General features: G+C 68.2%; 15 protein-coding genes and 1 pseudogene. 8 read left to right on the forward strand and 8 right to left on the reverse strand.

Annotated elements, in window-relative coordinates; translation table 11 throughout:
- The first annotated feature begins 142 nt into the window (after positions 1-142).
- Together AB0E88_RS26970 and AB0E88_RS26975 are read left to right on the forward strand one after the other, a co-directional pair.
- Positions 143-865 (forward strand): peptidylprolyl isomerase, encoded by a 723-nt coding sequence (locus AB0E88_RS26970; protein ID WP_361635465.1) that lies wholly within the window; start codon positions 143-145, stop codon positions 863-865.
- Positions 866-1,111: 246 nt separating this feature from the next.
- Complete coding sequence (locus tag AB0E88_RS26975; protein ID WP_361635468.1) at positions 1,112-1,450, forward strand: ACT domain-containing protein; 339 nt, start codon at positions 1,112-1,114, stop codon at positions 1,448-1,450.
- Between the two features lie 36 nt (positions 1,451-1,486).
- On the opposite strand, the gene AB0E88_RS26980 is transcribed toward AB0E88_RS26975, so the two are convergent.
- A complete protein-coding gene (locus AB0E88_RS26980) occupies positions 1,487-1,597 on the reverse strand; it encodes a hypothetical protein (RefSeq protein ID WP_361635538.1) in 111 nt (36 codons plus the stop codon).
- A gap of 12 nt (positions 1,598-1,609) precedes the next feature.
- Positions 1,610-2,416, reverse strand: a complete 807-nt coding sequence (locus tag AB0E88_RS26985; protein WP_361635471.1) for an AraC family transcriptional regulator — start codon at positions 2,414-2,416, stop codon at positions 1,610-1,612.
- A 113-nt stretch (positions 2,417-2,529) separates the two neighbouring features.
- Here AB0E88_RS26985 and AB0E88_RS26990 point away from each other — a divergent pair, with 113 nt between their 5' ends.
- From AB0E88_RS26990 to AB0E88_RS27000, 3 genes are all read left to right on the forward strand, one after another.
- Entirely contained in the window at positions 2,530-3,210 is a 681-nt protein-coding gene (locus AB0E88_RS26990) for an NAD(P)H oxidoreductase (protein ID WP_361635474.1), read from the forward strand.
- Between the two features lie 292 nt (positions 3,211-3,502).
- A complete protein-coding gene (locus tag AB0E88_RS26995; RefSeq protein ID WP_361635477.1) occupies positions 3,503-5,392 on the forward strand; it encodes an ATP-binding cassette domain-containing protein in 1,890 nt (629 codons plus the stop codon).
- Between the two features lie 667 nt (positions 5,393-6,059).
- Positions 6,060-6,413: a hypothetical protein gene (locus tag AB0E88_RS27000; RefSeq protein WP_361635479.1), complete on the forward strand. Its 354-nt coding sequence runs from the start codon at positions 6,060-6,062 to the stop codon at positions 6,411-6,413.
- 505 nt (positions 6,414-6,918) lie between these two features.
- Here AB0E88_RS27000 and AB0E88_RS27005 read toward each other — a convergent pair.
- The 5 genes from AB0E88_RS27005 to AB0E88_RS27025 form a co-directional block, all read right to left on the reverse strand.
- A complete protein-coding gene (locus AB0E88_RS27005; RefSeq protein ID WP_361635482.1) occupies positions 6,919-7,632 on the reverse strand; it encodes an alpha/beta hydrolase in 714 nt (237 codons plus the stop codon).
- Between the two features lie 531 nt (positions 7,633-8,163).
- Entirely contained in the window at positions 8,164-8,952 is a 789-nt protein-coding gene (locus AB0E88_RS27010) for a hypothetical protein (RefSeq protein WP_361635485.1), read from the reverse strand.
- Positions 8,953-9,202: 250 nt separating this feature from the next.
- Positions 9,203-9,586, reverse strand: coding sequence for a hypothetical protein (locus tag AB0E88_RS27015; protein WP_361635488.1), 384 nt, complete (start codon positions 9,584-9,586; stop codon positions 9,203-9,205).
- Between the two features lie 629 nt (positions 9,587-10,215).
- Positions 10,216-11,613: a C4-dicarboxylate transporter DctA gene (gene dctA, locus AB0E88_RS27020; RefSeq protein WP_361635491.1), complete on the reverse strand. Its 1,398-nt coding sequence runs from the start codon at positions 11,611-11,613 to the stop codon at positions 10,216-10,218.
- Positions 11,610-12,728 carry a PrpF domain-containing protein gene (locus AB0E88_RS27025; protein WP_361635494.1) on the reverse strand — a complete coding sequence of 373 codons (1,119 nt, stop codon included), beginning with the start codon at positions 12,726-12,728 and terminating at the stop codon, positions 11,610-11,612. Before AB0E88_RS27025 ends, dctA begins: the two co-directional genes overlap by 4 nt.
- Before the next feature lie 149 nt (positions 12,729-12,877).
- Between AB0E88_RS27025 and AB0E88_RS27030 the strand changes: the two genes are divergently transcribed.
- The 3 genes from AB0E88_RS27030 (at position 12,878) to AB0E88_RS27040 (ending at position 16,996) form a co-directional block, all read left to right on the forward strand.
- Positions 12,878-13,783: a LysR family transcriptional regulator gene (locus AB0E88_RS27030; RefSeq protein ID WP_361635497.1), complete on the forward strand. Its 906-nt coding sequence runs from the start codon at positions 12,878-12,880 to the stop codon at positions 13,781-13,783.
- A 960-nt stretch (positions 13,784-14,743) separates the two neighbouring features.
- Positions 14,744-15,841, forward strand: coding sequence for a hypothetical protein (locus tag AB0E88_RS27035; protein ID WP_361635500.1), 1,098 nt, complete (start codon positions 14,744-14,746; stop codon positions 15,839-15,841).
- A gap of 30 nt (positions 15,842-15,871) precedes the next feature.
- Positions 15,872-16,996, forward strand: a complete 1,125-nt coding sequence (locus tag AB0E88_RS27040; RefSeq protein WP_361635502.1) for an HBL/NHE enterotoxin family protein — start codon at positions 15,872-15,874, stop codon at positions 16,994-16,996.
- Positions 16,997-17,187: 191 nt separating this feature from the next.
- Here the strand turns inward: AB0E88_RS27040 and AB0E88_RS27045 are convergent.
- A pseudogene (locus tag AB0E88_RS27045) lies at positions 17,188-17,346 on the reverse strand (transposase); the annotation flags it as partial.
- Positions 17,347-17,525 lie beyond the last annotated feature (179 nt).

Raw genomic sequence — 17,525 nt, forward strand, 5'->3', positions numbered from 1 at the left:
CCACGGCAGTGGCCTGGGGCCGGGCCGGAGCGGGGTCGGATGTCGCTTGCCGATGTGGCTTGCCGACGGGTACTCGCCCGCCGGGCCGCGCCCTAGACTGCGACCGCTCCGAAATCTGACGATCTTCTGGAGGGTGTGCAGGATGAACCGAGCGCTCATGGCCGCGTTGGCGGCAGCAGGGTTGGTCGTGTCCGGGGGCACCACCGCCGCCGCTTCCGATGCCCCGCCGCGGACCACGCACGGTCCTTGCCAGTACACCCAGACCCCGGACGAGCCGGCGGCGCGGCCGGTTCCGCTGCCGCCCGACCCGCGGCACGCCCCCGGTCACGGCACGGTCGACGTGGCTGTCCCGACCAGCCAGGGCCCGCTCCCGCTGCGTCTGGACCGGACGAAGGCGCCGTGCACGGTCCAGAGCTTCGTACACCTGGCGCGGCACCGGTTCTACGACCGTACGGTGTGCCACCGGCTGACGTCGTACCCGACGCTGAAGGTCCTGCAGTGCGGCGACCCGACCGGCACCGGCGAGGGCGGTCCGGGGTACCGGTACAAGGACGAGCTGCCGGTGGACCTGCCGCCGGCGCCGAGCGATCCGACCGGTGTCCGTCGCCTCTACGGCCGCGGTCTGCTGGCGATGGCCAACGCCGGGCCGGACACGAACGGTTCGCAGTTCTTCGTCGTCTACGGCGACTCCGCGCTGCGCCCGAACTACACGGTGTTCGGCACGGTCGGCCCCGCCGGCCTGAAGACGCTCGACAAGATCGCTGCCGGTGGAATCGAGCCGACCGCGCAGGACCCGGCGCCGGTCGACGGCACACCGAAGCTGACGACCGAACTGCTGCGCGTCCGGCCGACCTGCCGGCCCTGACGCACTGCGGTGTGTGCACCGCGCACTGGTGATCATGGGGCAGGGTTGGTTCGATGTGACGGTTCCCGCCTGCGTCGCCCGGTGATACCGGCACTCGGGATCGCTGTCACGCGACAGGAGGACCGTCGAATGGCTCATGACGGCGAGGGAAAAGGTGAACGTCCGGATCATGGTCCCGCGTCACCGGGGGAGCCGCACCTGCGGCACCTGACCCCGATGCCGGCGGCCCGGCCGCAGAATCTGCGCGTGCTTGAGGGCCGCTTCGTTCTCCGGCGGGTGTCCGACGTCAGCGCGGTTGCCGCCGACTCCGACCTGCTCGCGCTGGTACGGGGTCCGGACGGAGGTGCGGCGATGCTGCGCGACGACACGGCCGAGGACGCATGGGCGGCGCTGTGGAACGGCGATGATGCGCACGACCCGGAGGCCACGGGGATGCTCAGCGCCGTCGTCGCGCCGCTCGCCGCCGGCGACCTCCCGGTCTGGACCGCCGCGAGCTACGACGGAGACCTCGTGCTCGTCCCGGCCGACCGGCTCGACGAAGCCGTCGCAGCACTGCGCCGGGCCGGTCACCGGGTCACCGTATGACCCACCGCGTCGCATCGCCCTCGGCGGATCACACCGTCAGGCCGCGGCGGCGCGGAAGACGCTGGGGCTCAGACCGCGGTGGCGCTTGAACGCGGCGCTGAAACCGAAGGCATCGGCGTAGCCGACGGATGTGGCGATCCGGGCGATGGGGAGTTCCGTTTAGCACAGCAGCGCCTCGGCCTCGTCCATACGGCATTCGGTCACATAAGCGAGCGGAGGACGGCCCATGATCTCGGTGAAGCGCTTGGCGAACAGCGCCCGGGAGACGCCGGACTCGGCCGCGAGCGCGGCCACCGTCCACCTCCGGGCGGGCTCGGCGTGGAAGGCATGGAGAGCGGGGGCGAGCATCGGGTCGGCCAGACCGCGGTACCAGTCCGGCGCGTCCGAACGTGCTCCCTCGAACCAGGCGCGCAGCGTGCACACCAGGGCCCAGTCCAGCAGACGGTCCATCAGCGCCTGTGAGCCGGCTGAGCGCTGGGCGGCATCGGCGGCGGCCTGCTCCAGCCAGTCGCAGACATCGGCGTCCGCGCTGACCACCAGCACGGGCGGCAGTCCGCGCACCAGTCGCTCGTGGCGACGGCCCGAGGCACGGTAGGCGCCCACGACCAGCGCGGTCGCTCCGTCCGGATCGTTGCCCCAGTGGATGCCGCCGAGGTCCTCACCGCTGCACTCGGCGGATTCCGTGAAGCAGGCGATCTCGTACGCGGTGTGGGGACGGTCGAAGGAGGCCGGCCCGTCGCTGAGGTGAAACGTGTCCGGACCGCGTACGACGGCCGTGTCACCGGCGCGGATTGTTCGTTCGGTTCCGTCGGGCAGGCGCAGCGTGCCGCCGCCGCGCAGCACGCTGACCATGGTGAGCGGAGCACCGTCGGCGAAACGGATGGTCCAAGGCGCTTCCAGCACAGCGTTGCTGACCACCGAGCCCTCGGCCCGGATGCCGCGGAGCAGAGAACTCAAGGGATCCACGGGTGCCAGCGTAGACGAACTCCTATGTCATGAAGCGTTTCCCCTATGGATCATCCAGTCGATCACTCGTGTACTGGACGGGCAGCACCGACGGACACCAGTCAGGAGAAACGATGCCGCACCTCGACAGCGCAGCCGGGACCGCCCTGGTGGTCATGGCTCACCACCGCGCCGACTCCCTCTCGGCGCACACCGCCCGCCGTACCGTCGCACAACTGGAGGGCGCCGGATACGGCGTCGACCTGCTCGACCTGCACGCCGAAGGGTTCGACCCGCGGATGAACGTGGCGGACCAGCCCGACTGGGGCGACCGGGACAAGCCGTACTCGGACGAAGCCCGGGCCCACATGCGGCGCATCCTCGACGCCGACCTCGTCGTCGCCGTGTTCCCCGTGTACTGGCAGAGCGTGCCCGCCCTCCTCAAGGGCTGGATCGACCGCGTGTGGAACTACGGATTCGCCTACGGACGCAGCAAGCCGCGCCTGGCCGGCAAGCGCATGCTGTGGCTGGGCCTGGCCGGTGTCACCTCCGACGATCCCGTCACGGACGGGATGCGTGCCGTGCTGGAGGCCCACCTGAGCGAAGGCATCGCCTACTACTGCGGGTTCTCCCACTCCTCCGTCGCCCTCCTCCCCGACGCCGAGGAGCGCCCCCAGCGACTCGACACCGAAGGAAACCTGCTGGTCGGCGACGCGGTCGCGGGAGCCCGACGCGAGGCCCAGTACGCCGAGTTCGACCGCCGAGCAAGGAAGGCGGTGGAAGAGTTCCTCGCGGCACAGCCGATGGCGGGCTGAGGAACACGGCGCCGGTGGCGGGCTGAGTGCCGCAGCGGGATGACCGGGCCGACCGGGCCGCCGCGGAGCGTTGCCGCGCACGCGGACGACGCGCCGGCGAATCAGCAGCGGTGGCTTTCGGCCAACCCCCGGCCGGTGGGCGCCCGTTGTGCATCGCCGGTCGATGCATTGCCCACGTTCCGACACGCCCCGTGCTTCGGGAGTCCGGGACCGACCGAAACACATGTGTTCGAAATCCGAGGCCGGTCGTTGAGCTGCGTGACCACGGCGGACGACGACGAGGGAGACCACCTTGACCTCGGCAGACACCAGCGCGCAGCAGAACACGGCCCCACCACCACCGCCTCCGGCGGAGATCACCTACAGCGGTCAGTACTCCGTGAACCCCCTCGCCCAGGTCGGCTTCCGACGGATGGGGGCGCAGATCCCGGCCGTGCTGGCCCGGATCGTCCGGCTTTCGTGGCGGACCGACCGGCGGGCGGTCCAGCTCCTGTTCGGTTGCCAGCTCGTCACCGGCATCTCGGCCGCCGTGGTGCTGGCCGCCACCGCTCGCGCGATGCAGCCGGTCCTCGGCGGCGGCTCACCCGAGCAGAGACTGCGGGACGCCCTGCCCGCGCTCCTGGTCGTCGGGCTCGCCGCCGCCACGAGCCGCACGGCGGGATCGGTGGCCGCCTACGCCGAACGGAGGATCACACCGCAGCTGACCACCCGGACGGACACCGCTCTGGTGGAGGCGGTCTGCCGGGTGGAAGCGGCCTCGTACACGGAGGACGGGTTCTCCGACCGGTACGAGGCCGCCGAGATGGGAGTGATCCGCACCCAGGTCATGGTCAGCGACGCCCAGCGGTTCCTGTCCGCGCTCATCCGCATGGTCACGGCAGGCGGTGTGCTCTCGGTGCTGAACCTGCTGATGCTGCCGCTGTTGCTGCTCGCCGTGCTGCCCGCCGGTGTCGGCGCGGTCCTGACCGCCCGGGTCGACTACGAGATCCACTACGCCAACATCGCCGACCGCAACGTCAGGGGAATGATGCGCTGGTGGGCGACCACGTCGAAGTACGGCGACGAGGTCCGCGCCAACTCGATGACCGACTACCTCGTCTACTGGTACCGAGCCCTGTCCGAGCGGTGCGACCGGCGCACCTTGGCCGCCGCACCGCGCACCCTGCGGATCGCCCTGCTCTGCGCTCTGGCGGGCGGCGCGTTCCTCGTCGCGGCCTGGGGCGCCCTCGCCTGGCTGGCGGTGACCGGCCGGATCGACCTGGCCGTCGCCGCGACGGCCGTGATCGCCGTCCAGACCACGCTCGCGGCGCTCTCCCAGGTCGTCGTCAACGGCGCCGCCGTCTTCCACACCAGCTTGTACCTGGGTGACATGCAGGCCTTCCTCGACGACGCCGCCGCCCGCGCACCCCGGCGCGGGCCGGGCCGGCTCACCGCACCCGTGGAGGAGATCCGGCTCGAGAACGTCGTCTACCGCTACCCGGGCAAGGACAAGCCCGCCGTCGACCACGTGTCCCTGACCCTGAGGCGCGGCCAGATCCTCGCCGTCGTCGGTGCGAACGGCTCGGGGAAGTCCACCCTCACCCGGCTGCTCACCGGCATCTACCTCCCTGACAAGGGCACCGTCACCTGGAACGGCACCGACCTGGCTGAGCTCGACCCGGCATCCGTCTGGCGCCGTACCGGTCTCGTACCGCAGATCTTCGCCCAGTGGCCCCTGCGGGTCCGCGAGAACATCACCCTCGGCCAGCCCCGCACCCGGGACGACCTCGCCGTGTGGGAAGCCGTGGACGCCGTCGGTCTTCGCGAAGCGGTCGAGGACCTGCCCCGCGGTCTGGACACGCTGCTGTCCCGCGAGGTCTTCGGCGGGTCCGAGCTCTCCGGCGGCCAATGGCAGCGCATCGCCTGCTCCAGGGCTCTGTACCGGCGGCCCGAGCTGCTCATCCTCGACGAGCCCACCTCCCAGATGGACCCGCGCGGCGAACACCGGATCTTCGAACGGATCAGGTCCATCGCCGCCGATCGCATCACCATCGTGATCACCCACCGACTGGAGAACACCAGGGTCGCCGATCACGTCGTCGTCATGGAACACGGCCGGATCACCGAACAGGGCCATTACGATGACCTCGTCCACGCCGGCGGCACATTCGCCGAGCTCTTGGCCCTCTCCCAGGACCGCTGACGCTGCTGTGTCGCAAGCTCGGCAAGCGAGTCCCGCAACGGCACGCCGCACCAGCGGCGTCATCGGAGGGCTGCCACCGGCGAGCCTGCTCTAGACCTCAGCTCCAGCGCATGCCGAGGGCGTTCAGCTCGGCGCGGCATTCCGAGCCGAGCCGGTCGGCTCGGCACCGGGTTGTCCGACCACGCCCCGAGGTGGTGCGCGGTGCCGTCGATGGTCTCGACGTGCATGCCGAACAGGCAGGCGCCTCTCCCGGCCGCGGAACTGGCCGCATCGCGGCGAGGTTGGCCGCCCAACACCTGTACGTATTGGGTTCGCTGCGCAACAGCAGCACCCGTTGCGACGCGGCAAAGCTGACCACCCGGAACAGACTTTCCCTCGCGTATAAAATCCGGCATTCTCCGCTGTTCCTATCCCCGAATTCTCGGTGTCACCGGGCCCCAGCCCGGCTTCGGCATGTCTTTCACGAGGATGAGGGATGTGGCATTGATGGAGCGCCCGGGCGGGATGCCCGAAGCGCCTTGATACGGTGGTCCACATTTGGGCGGCCTGGACGTGTAAGGAGCCCCGGAGCTTGTGGAGGCGGGGGGAAGTGCGGTTCACCTGTCGACACTTTGGCCTGTCGGATCTGCCACGGCGAGGCCTCACTCCGCAGGACGCGCCTCTGGAGGTGCTGCTCCTCGACATCGAGGCGGAGCTGTCCATCTGGGATAAGGGGCGGGTGGTGTGGTCCGAGGAGCAGTTCCCCGTTGCCGAGCTGGCGTATCACCTGGCGCTCTGGATCCATGGTCCGCAGGCTGGACATGAGGACTTCGAGCTCGACTCGATGCAGGCAGAGGAAGGGATGATCCGCATCGTGAACTCCGGTCAGGGCTGGCAGATCGGATCCCTCTTCACGCCGGACTTCTGGACCACGCCCGTTACATGGAATGTCCTTGTGTCAGAGATCAAGCAATTCGACCGCTGCGTACGCGAGGGCGTGACCGCGCTGGGCATCGACCCAGCCTTCATCCCGCAGCCATGACCAGCGGACCGGCTCCTTCAGGCCCCGAATACGACTGTCACGGTGTGCGCAGCCATCTCGTATGGAGTGATCACCCCGTCGACGCGATGCCAGGATGGCAATCGGTCAACAAACGGCGGACTTACGGGGTGGCAGTGACGGGGATTTCGGTCGGAGCGATCCTCTACGTGATCGACAAGTGGCTCATCAGCTGAGCCGAGACACAGCGCGGAACGATCCACAGTTCGCGGACTGGCTCGGCAGCTAAGCCTGCCGGGCCAGTCTCGGCCGGGCCACCCTGCGCATCCACGCGAACCTTGAGTCGGTCCTGCGCGTGGAGCCGACGGCCTCGTCGACCGCGTCCGCACCGCCTGCTTCGACACGCCCAGGCACCCCCCGCGCTCACCCGGCCGGAGGATACTTTCACCGGGGAAACGGCCAACGCGGCATACCGGTCATCGGCGAATGGCTGTGACTAGCGCACAGCAAGCGCGTCCAAAACAAGCCCGCAGGCATGGATGTGCTCTCACTCCACGGCAGCATTGAGGAGGATCTGTGCCAGCTCGCGCGGCTGGGAGAACATCGGCCAATGTCCGGTGTCCATCTTGACCAGCCGCCAGCGCGTGCTGTTCAACAGCTCGGCGACATTTGCGTCGGGCTCGGCGTCGTCAGGTTCGGCCCCCGGCATCACACACAGGATGTATGTCGCCGGAAGTGCACTGAGCGACTCCGCCAGCACAGCGGGCTCGGTCAGCGTGGCACCTGGGTGAGGTGTCGAGCCACGCACGAGGCGTGCTATCTGCTCATCGGTGAGACCTTCGCCGTCGTAATGAGCAGTTGGCGCGAGCGGCCAAAACCCTGCGTTCTCGGCGATCGATGCCTCCAATGCCGCCCCGCCGTCCGGCCAGGCGGAGGAAAATGACTTGCCGTCAGTTGGCACACTCGCGTCGACGAATACCACGCGGACCAGTCGGTCACCGATCCGCTCCGCGGCCTGACCGACCGGGATGCCCGAGTAGCTGTGACCCACCAGGACTACGTCACGCAGATCCTGGCGTTCTACCTCGGCAACGATGTCTTGGACGTGAGTCGCTTGCCCCGCCGGTACACCCCGCTTGTCAGCAAGACCGGACAGCGTCAACGGATGGACGCCGTGGCCAGCCGCACGCAGATACGGCACCACGTCGTCCCACGCCCACGCCCCGAGCCGTGCACCTGCGACCAACACGAAATTCACCATGCCCGCACCGTATCCGGGCAGCCTGATGATCTCCTACGAGCTGCACGGCGCCGAGGCCCCGGGCGTGCAGCGCGGTCACGCTGCCTGCTGCGCCCCCGAACGCGTCTGAGCAGGTCAGTTCTGGCTACCGCCCACCCGCTCCGTCCTGCTCCGGGCCTACCGGACCTGCGGTGGCTCCGGCACGTCAACGACAACCGGGCTGTAGCGCTTGAGCAGTTCATCACGGGTTGGTACCCGGACACGAGCCATGTCCCGGGCCCATCGGGCATGCCGGAACTGCTCTGATCCAGAACCCGATCCGACCGTCTGCTTCCGTGAGTTCGATGAAGCCCCGACCGCGGAGCAAGAGCCTCTCAGCGGGCCGCTGGTTCAGCAGCAGGTACAGGCCTGGGAGAGGCCAACCGAGGCGACAAGATCACGACCTCCCGCGTCCGGGGGAGTGAGAGTCGGCCGACTCTTCGAGCGGCGCCGTCCGCGTACCAGGTCGGGGTGGAGGGCACCGTCGACCTGGACGAGGACTTCTGAGCCGGGCTACTTCGGAATGACGGTGTCGCCGGCCGACACGGCGAGCATGGTCGTCGAGGTGCCGGGGTAGTACCAGCGCCAGTCACCTGCCGCGGTGGCGGTGGCGGTGGTGCTGAGCCGGCCGGTGCTGCTCGTCTTCACCGTGGTGACCGTGGTGTAGCGGGTGGTGCCGGCCTTGCGGAACTGGAGCTGGACCGGCTGGCCGGCGTAGCCCTGGTACTTCAGGGTCTCCCAGTTCGCCCGGCTGAGCGTCCCGGTCACGGTCAGCTTCCCGCCCCTGTGCACGGGTTCGGGTGTGGCGTCCGCGGTCAGTGTCGTGGCCCGCTTCACCGAATAGCGGGCGACGTTGTCGGAGATCCAGTAGTCGCGGTCGTTCGCGTTGACGGTGGCGTTGACCTGCCAGAGGCCGGCCACGCGGTTGGTGTCGATGTCGTCGCTCGTCGGCATCCAGGCGGGGGTGGCCTTCAGGGTGGCCGTGCACACCGAGGTGGTCGCCGACCTCTTCGCGCAGGACGTGCCGGTCCACTCGATGAAGCCGTAGCCGTTTGACACGTTGAGGGTGCTGACCCGGCTGACGCCCTTCACCCCGGAGTCGTCCCGGACGGTGAGGACGACGGGGAACGAGATTTCCTTCGCGATCCCGATGCCCACCGGATGACCGCCGTTGACCACGGCCCCCACCACGCGGATGTCTCCCCGGCCCTCCGCGTGGACGCCGGTCGCGGTGAGGAGGACGAGGGCCGCGGCGCCGCCCGCCGTGGCCCAGGTCGCTCTTCGTCGGGTGCCTCTGCTCATGCTTCCCTCCCCTGTGGTCGCTCACCCTGAGCGACCACGTAAGCGGGAGGCTACACGCGGGGCCCGACCGTGCGGTGGGCGCGGGTACGTCGGGCCGCGCCAGCGCGCTTTGAGCTACCGCACGCTCAATGTCCGCTATCCAGACCGGTCGTCACCTCCTGGGCGGCCGGCGACGACCGCGCCCTGGACGACGCTTGGTCTGTGACTATCGACTCCAAACAGCCGCCGGCCCAGTCAGTGCTCGGGACTGTCAGGGGAGCAGCGCCGCGTGCAGCGCGTCGAACATCTCGCGCAAGTCCGGTGTGGGGATCGGATCAAGTTCCATCTGAAGGTGGCACACGGTGTCGTCCCCGTTGGGGGTCAACCGCACGTAGAAGGCGAAACCGTCCCCGACGGGCTGAGCCTTCAAAGCCAGGGGATTATTGCGGCCAGGTGTCACCATGGCCGAAAAGCCCGCACGCGACGCCGCGCCCAGACGCGAGAGTACCTGCCTCGCGAAGTCCGCGACTTCGGCATCGCTGAGGCACGCGGTGAAGTCGGCTGCCAGCACGGAGGACCAGTCGGCACTGACCCGCCAGGTGTCGTCACCGGCTCGAGTCAGGTCCAGCCACGCATCATCGGTACCGAGGCGCATCTGAGGCGCTACCATCCCAGCCCTCCAGCATCCAGTTGTGGGCTCAAGATCCTATAGCGCGCATCACCGCCACCGTGTCGCTCTTGCGCCTGCGAAGAGCGGCAGGGGTCTTGGAGAGGCACATCAGCAACTATCGACACCAGGGCCCGTTGCCTGTGTGCTTCCTCGCTCCACTCCTGCAGGAGCGCCACTCGGTTGCCGCACATCGGCGACATCCTCCTCGCCGGCACCTCAATGCCGATGGCAACGCGACCGGCCTTAGTCACCAGCCATACTCACTGAACGACACGTGGATGGTCGACCTCGGGCGTCGCCCCCCTCTGACTCAGAAGTCCCGCCCTGTGCGACGCACTATGCGTCCGTACGCCTTGGTCTCGCGGCCGGCCCGGAGCACCCGGTCGCGGTAGCGGTGGCCGGAGCGTAGACCGGAGGTGTGGTGCTGCGGCCTCCGGTGGAGCCGATGCTGACGCAGGCCCGTGAGATGGTGCGACGCCAAGACGATGCGGTCGTACGCGTACTCCGTGCTGATGCTGCTGCCCTTCCTACTGGCCCGGGAGACGGATCTGCAGCAAGCGACGTGGGCGGGCCGGCCCGGAGCGTCTGCTCCGGGCCGCCCCGCCCACGCGACGTCAGCTTGCGGCGGGCACGGGATCACGGGTCGGTGCGGGCGTCTCCATCGGATCGGGCCCGGACGGCACCGCAGAAGGAGCGGGGACGGAGGCATAGGGGATCTCGCCGCGCAGGACGGCCCTGGCGCGGTCCTCGTCGAGCTCGCCCTCCCAGCGGGCGACGGCCAGGGTGGCGACGCCGTTGCCGACCAGGCTGGTCAGGGCGCGGGCCTCGGACATGAACCGGTCGACGCCGAAGACCAGCGCGAGGGCGGCGACCGGGACGTGCGGTACGGCGCTGAGCGTGGCGGCCAGGGCGATGAAGCCGGAGCCGGTGACGCCTGCGGCGCCCTTGGACGTGAGCAGCATGACAGCGAGCATGGCGAGTTGCTGGGTGAGGCTGAGGTCGATACCGAGGGCCTGGGCGAGGAAGACCGAGCCCATGGTCAGGTAGATGGCGGTGCCGTCGAGGTTGAAGGAGTACCCGGCGGGCAGCGTGATGCCGACGACCGGTTTCGAGGCGCCCGCGTGCTGGAGCTTGGCCATCATGCGCGGCAGGACGGGCTCGGTGGAGGAGGTGCCCAGGACGATCAGCAGCTCTTCCTTGATGTACCGCAGGAAGGGCAGCAGCCGCAGTCCGTTCAGGCGCATCACCGTCCCGAGGACGACCAGGACGAAGAGGAGTGCGGTCAGCCAGAACGAGCCGACCAGCAGGGCCAGGTGGCGCAGGGTGCCCAGTCCGTAGTGGCCGATGGTGAAGGCCATCGAGCCGAACGCGCCGATGGGCGCGAGCCGCATGATCCAGCGGATGAGCGTGAACAGGACCGTGGAGAACTTCTCGATGCCCCGGGCGATGCTCAGGCCGGCCTCTCCGCTGGCGTGCAGGCCGAAGCCGAACAGCACGGACACCAGCAGCACCGGCAGGATCTCGTTGCCGGTCAGCGCGCTGACCAGGGTGGCCGGGATGATCGCGAGGACGAATTCGGCGAAGCCCTCGTGGGCCGTGGTCGCCTCGGGCGGCAAGCCGTTGGTGGTCAGGGTCGAGACATCGACGTGCAGACCGCTGCCCGGCTTGACGACGTTGACGACGACCAGGCCGATCACCATGGCCACGGTGGTCAGCACCTCGAAGTAGACCAGAGCCTTCAGGCTCACGCGGCCGACCGCACGGGCGTTGCCCATGGAGGCGATGCCGTGGACGACCGTGCAGAAGATGACCGGCGCGATGAACATCTTCACCAGCGCGATGAAGCCGTCGCCGAGCGGCTTCAGATCAGCGCCGAAGGACGGCCACAGCCCGCCCACGGCGGCGCCGAGGAGGACGGCGATCAGGCACTGGACGTACAGGTGGGAGAGCATCCGGCGGATGCGGCCCGGTGGTGCGGTGACGGTACCCGGGGCAGCGTCGTTGCGGCTCATGCGGGGCGTCCTTCCAGGACGGGAACGAGGAGTTCGGCTCGGGCGATACGCCGGGCGGCGCGGTGCAGCAGCACCGTGGGGGACGCGCCGTCCGGTGCGGGGACGGCTTGGGTGGTGATCACGCCGGCGGGGGTGCCCAGGCGCAGCGTGCCGTCGGCGGTCTGCCGGGCGACGCGGTGGGCGAGGGTGCCAGGGGTGGCGGCGGCCGTGGCCAGGGCCACGGCGGAGGTCAGGCCGATCGCCGGGTGCGGGGCGTGCATGGAGACCATGCGCACGGCCAGGTCGTACTCGTCCTGGTTGACGAGTGTGCCCTGAGTGGTGCGATAGGGGGCCGGCCGGGCGACGACGCCCACCTTCGGCACCGCGTGGCTGACGGGATCACCCTCGCGGGCCAGGCCCATGGCCAGCGCTCCCTGGCGGCGCAGCAGGGTCAGCGCGGGCACTGCGGCGGCGAACGCGGTGAGGGATTCCGTCCCGTCGAGGCCGAACGCCTTGGCCTCGAACAGGGCGGCCGGCGCGCCGGCGTCCACCAGGGATGCCTCGACGGGACCGTCCGGGCCGGTCAGCTCGTCCAGTGCCCGGCCGGTCGGCAGAGCGCGGCCGGTCGTCGAGCCGGCAGGGTCCTGAAACCCGAGCAGGACCGGCACTCCCCGCGCCGAGGTACCCGGGACCTGGGCCGTGCCCTCCTCCGGGGCCACGCCCGTGGGGGTGGGGATCGTGCCGGTGAGGCGGGCCCCGGTGTTGATGTTGAGCATGCGGACGGTGGTGGTGTCCGATGCGATCGGCACGAGATCGTGGTGGACGGCGTAAAGGGCCACGGCGGTGGCGCAGTTGCCGCAGTTGCTGGCCCATTCCACGCGCTCGTCGCCGATACCGACCTGTGCGAAGGCGTACTCGACATCCACGCCGTGTTCGGACGACGCCTGCACGACGGCGGCCTTGGAGGTGGTGGAGGAGGCGCCGCCCACGCCGTCGATCTGACGGGGGTCGGCGGCGTTGAAGGCGGCGAGCAGGAGGGCGTCGACGTCCACGCCCGTGGCGGCCACGTCGCGGTGGTCGAAGATCCAGCACTTGCTGGTTCCTCCGCGGATCATCTCGCCCTGCAGACGCAGCACAACTGACTCCTCACAGACATGGGAAAGGGGGAAGTCCACCGACGGTCTCGCCGTGCGTGGTGTCCTCCACGGTGGCTGTCGGCAGCGTGAAGTACAATCTCGAAAATCTGCATGGCTATTAAGGTGAAGTGAACGCTGAAGGTGGTGACATGCTCGACGTCCGGCGCATCCTGCTGTTCACGGAGGTCGCCCGGCGCGGTTCAGTGACCGCGACGGCCCGCGCCCTCAACTACACCCCGTCAGCGGTTTCGCAGCAGATCAGCCGCCTGGAAACGGAGGCAGGCCAGCCCCTGCTGGAACGCCATGCCCGGGGTGTCACCCTCACCGACGCCGGACGGGCGCTGGCCGAACGAGGGCAACGGATCGAACGCGAACTGCGGGCCGCGGAGAACGAACTCGCCGACTACGCCGGCCTGCGCGCGGGCACGCTGCGCATCGGCACCTTCCCCACGGTCGGCGCCTCGCTCCTCCCGCAGGCCGTGATCGCCTTCCGGGACGCCCACCCCGACGTACGGCTGACCGTCCGCAGCGCCCGCATCGCCGGACTCTGGACGATGCTGGAGAACCGGGAGATCGAGATGTCGCTGATGTGGGACTACGACTGGAGCCGAATCGACCGGGAGGACATCGTCGTCACCCCCCTCCTCGATGACCCGCCGGCCCTTCTCGTCAGCGACCACCATCCACTCGCCGGCCGCGACGCCGCCTCACTCGCCGACTTCGCACACGACCCCTGGATCACCCGCGCCGAGCATCACCCGGTGGCCGAAGCCCTCGTCCGCGGCTGCCGCGCCGTCGGCTTCGAACCCCACATCGCCTACGAGGCCCATGACTACCAGGAAGCCCAGGCCATGGTCGCCGCCGGCATCGGCGTCGCACTCGCCCCCACCCTGGCCCTGGAGGGCATCCGCCCCGGCGTCAACGTCCTGCCGCTCCAGCCGCCGGCCCCCGTCCGTCGCATCCTCCTGGTTCGCATGGCCGACCACTCGCTCACCCCCGCCGCCCTGACCTTCGCCGGACTCCTCCGCGACGCCGCTGCGGCCCGAACCCTCTGACAGCGAGCCGCTCGGTAAAGCTTGCGGTGGCGCAGCCACGTTTCCAGCCTCGTGCGGCCGATCCCGCGGAGGGCAGCCGGCGTGCGGTAGCCGTTCGGCAAGACGAGCGGCCCGTGTGGGTGAGGTCGCGGCCACGTTGTTCCTCCGTACGGTGTGGTGTTGATGCCTCCCGGCGGACGACCTCGCTGTCGATTCCCCACGGAGCGATCATTCGCGATTCCTAATTGGCAGCCGAGTCGTCGTAGGGCGTCGGGCGGCCAATCGATGCCGGCCACAGTCGGCATAAGGTCGAAAGCCACACCCGACGCCCCTGGGCGGGTCACCCATACGAAGGGCTGGCTCGGTCTCGTGAAGCACGTAGGGAAGGTTGAGTGTTCTCACTCAACCTTGGTGACCGATCAGTTCGTCTCATTGAGGTTTGAGTGGTGGACGTCCCGAGGCCGGTACCGGCCTCGGCACGTCCGCTGAGGTCCTTTGGGGCAGCTTCTGGAAGCCCTGGAGAACAGTCCCGCCCCCTGATGGGGGTGGCGTTCAGCTCTCGGAATTCAGGGAGCCGCTGCGCCCCGCGAGTGGCTGAACGCGGCGGAGCGTTTCTGCGGTGAAACCCTTCCGCCGGGCGGGTGAGCACGAGGCAGGGGGCTTTGTGGGACGGTGCGCGGCCGGTAGAACGCCATAGTGATCAGAACCTTGTACGTGGCCTCCGTGCGAGGACACGATCATCCGCCCTACATCCCAGCCCCCTGACCGTTCCTGGTCCGTCCGTTCGGTGTGCCCTGCGCATCGACCTGAGCATGTGAGCAGCCTGGGCCGACGCTGCCGGCGCCGACCGCCACCGGCTCTCACAGGCCCAGTGTGTCCCGCTGTGGGCGGCGCACCCGAGCGCCGGGTCGAGGAATTCCTCGACCCGGCTGTCCTGCACTGCCCGTCCCGTCCCGTCCTTGAGCATCCAACGGAGCCACGATGACGTCATCGCAAGTCGCCCCCAACGTTCGGTCCAAGATCACGCTAGACCCGGTCGGACTCGAAGAGCCCCTGGAACAGTTGGTGACCGCTGCTCAGGTCGCGCAGGTATGGGCCTTGGTCCTCGAAGCGCAGGTGTCCGTCGACACGGCGGACCCGAGCGATGAGCACGCCATGCATACGGCGCAGGAGGAGGTCAGAGGGAACGCGCGGACGTACCGGAGTGTCCAGCTTCCCTCGGTGATCCATCAGCTTGTCCTGATGGCAGGGGCGGCCGACCTGCTCCAGAGCCTGTATGAGGGATCTGTGGAGTCCCCGGAGAGCGTTGCCTCCTTTCTGGGCGAGCTGATGCCGATTTTCGAAGAGCATGAGCAGCATGCCCGCGATCTCGCGGACAAGTACGGGAAGTTCTCCAAGGAGACGGAGGATCGGCTGGAAGCCCTGGCCGGGCGGACGCATGCCGAGATCAAGAAGATCTCCGGGGACGACGGCAGGATCGCCGCCAAGACCAAGGAACTGGAGGAGATGCAGGAAGAGGTGAGGAAGGACCTGGATGCCGTCATCTCCGCCTCGCACAAGGTGGGCAGCGGTGCACGGAAGATCCTCGACACCATCCTCGACATCTTCAAGGACGCCGCGAAGAAGAAGGGAGAGGATGACGGCAAGAGCAAGAAGGAGGACAAGCCGTCCTCCGGCGAACCCGCCCCGGAATCCTCGGAGGATGTCCACAAGGGGATCGAAGACATCACGTCCGGTGCCATTGGTGCCGCCCTCCAGAAGCTCCGCAGGGACCGCGCGAAGGTCGAGGCTCTCTACCGGGAGATCGCCGATTTGAAATCGGGCCTGGCGACGGCGAAGAAGATCGATTCGGAATGCGGCGCCTACGGCCGCAGCGTGCGTGACGTGATGCGTCCGGCCCAGGAGATCGCAGATGCCTGGGCCCAGGTGGTCACCTCGTTCGCGGCGACGCTGGAGGAGCAGGCGAAGAAGAACGACGGAGGCGCCTGGCTGGCCACTGAGATCAGCTGGAGCGTCATCAAGTGGAAGACCATCCAGGACCAGGCGGAGAGACTGCGCGCCACGGTCACCGGAAACTGAAACCCGCTACTGGACGACTGGGAGAAAGCTATGAGTGACGCACTTGCCGCCGCCCTGGAAAAGCAGGAGGAAATTGGAGGGGAGGTGGCCGCGCAAGGGTCCTTGACCGCACTCGTGCAGACGCATGCTCTCAGTATCATGCAGCAGCCGAAGCCGGACTTCAGTCGCATCGACAACGAAAAGATCCAGAGCTTCCAGGGCACGGTTCAGGGAGCACTGAACAAATCCGCAGAAAACGCAGGAAAGTACCTCTGGACGGTACAACCTGAGTCCATCGCGCTCCTGGCGAAGGTCGAGAACTACTTTGTCACGCTGGGCGCTTTCTCGGAAACCCTCAAGGACGAGAACGATCCGGATGCAATGGTACAGATGCTGAGGTTCCTGCGTGAACAGGCGGGCGAGTTCACGGATGAGACAAGAAGGGTCGCGTCCAGCACGGACAGAATGGTTAGTGCCTTCAGTGACGACAAGCGGGGGTTCACTGAATGCGCCGTGGAGATCAACACTCTGGTGAGCGGTGAAAACGGGATTCTGGAAGACTTGCGGAGGGATCTGGAGAATGTGAACTCAAAGATCACCGCCGCGACCATCGGGGCAGCAGCGAGCGGGGGTGCCATTCTGACGGGTGCCGCATGCATTGTCATCGGATGCTGCACTTCGATCTTCACCGGCGGACTGAGCCTCGGTGTGGCCATCGGCGGCGGTGTCCTGCTCCTCGGTGGCATCGCGGGAGGCATTGGCAGCGGGATCGCGCTAGCGAATCTCTACGACGAGAAGAAGGACCTCCTCGCCAAGCAGGAAAGGCTCGAAAGCGGGGTGAAGCTGCTGACGGCATGCAGCGCCGGACTGGCAGACCTTGGCACCCAAGCCGGGGGAGTGGCCACTGCGCTGCAGAACACCACCAACAGCTGGACGATTCTCAAGGAATCGCTGAACTCTGCCGCCGACAACATCGAGAAGGCCGGAAGGGCCCAGTCGGACTTCGTCCGAAAGAGCTTCCTGAGGGCCATCGAGAGGTCCCTGCCGCGAAATCTTGAACAGCTCAGGAATACGCGGAATGCCCTCATCGGCATGAAGACGGTGTCCCAACCGAACACACACACTGCAGACCTCATCCGGTTCGAGCTGCAAAAGCCACCCCGGCTGGCGCGATGAAAGCGCCCTGAAACTCCACGCCCGTGCGGCCCAGGGCCGTGCCGGGTGCCGCACCGGCCTTCCTGCGACGGCAGCACAATCCACCTGCCGACGGCCGCGTACCGCTGTGACCTGGTGTGCAGTACGTGCTCAAGGCTCGATGAGACCGCTCAAGGTTCAGTGCGACAGGACACAGACGCAAGCCGCCTGTGTTCAGGCAGGTCACGCCACTGAACCCCGGTCCGCACCCGGTGCAGAATCCCGTCGATCACCTGCCGGTGATCCCGCCACCTACCGCAACGCCCGTTGCTCACGGGCAGAAACGGCCGCAGCCGTTCCCACTCGGCATCGGTCAGATCACCCCGCCCCATGTCCAGATCAACATGACTGCGTAGTGGTCGCACGATCGGCGGGACGAGTGTTAGTCCTGCGCAAGGACACCAGTGAACTTGCACCGGTCAGTACGAGAGTGGCGATGAGCCGCTTGGTCTGGTTCATGCCATGACCAACGGCTCCTTCAAGCGTCCGTCACGGCTGATCCGTACATGAT

The organism is Streptomyces sp. NPDC028635 (assembly GCF_040637635.1).
GTDB lineage: Bacteria > Actinomycetota > Actinomycetes > Streptomycetales > Streptomycetaceae > Streptomyces.

Excerpts from the sequence above, each read along its gene's own strand:
- AB0E88_RS27010 (WP_361635485.1), bottom strand. The coding sequence starts at position 8,952 with ATGAGCAGAGGCACCCGACGAAGAGCGACCTGGGCCACGGCGGGCGGC.
- AB0E88_RS27040 (WP_361635502.1), top strand. The coding sequence starts at position 15,872 with ATGAGTGACGCACTTGCCGCCGCCCTGGAAAAGCAGGAGGAAATTGGA.
- AB0E88_RS27015 (WP_361635488.1), bottom strand. The coding sequence starts at position 9,586 with ATGCGCCTCGGTACCGATGATGCGTGGCTGGACCTGACTCGAGCCGGT.
- AB0E88_RS27005 (WP_361635482.1), bottom strand. The coding sequence starts at position 7,632 with ATGGTGAATTTCGTGTTGGTCGCAGGTGCACGGCTCGGGGCGTGGGCG.
- AB0E88_RS26970 (WP_361635465.1), top strand. The coding sequence starts at position 143 with ATGAACCGAGCGCTCATGGCCGCGTTGGCGGCAGCAGGGTTGGTCGTG.
- AB0E88_RS27030 (WP_361635497.1), top strand. The coding sequence starts at position 12,878 with ATGCTCGACGTCCGGCGCATCCTGCTGTTCACGGAGGTCGCCCGGCGC.
- AB0E88_RS26990 (WP_361635474.1), top strand. The coding sequence starts at position 2,530 with ATGCCGCACCTCGACAGCGCAGCCGGGACCGCCCTGGTGGTCATGGCT.
- dctA (WP_361635491.1), bottom strand. The coding sequence starts at position 11,613 with ATGAGCCGCAACGACGCTGCCCCGGGTACCGTCACCGCACCACCGGGC.
- AB0E88_RS27035 (WP_361635500.1), top strand. The coding sequence starts at position 14,744 with ATGACGTCATCGCAAGTCGCCCCCAACGTTCGGTCCAAGATCACGCTA.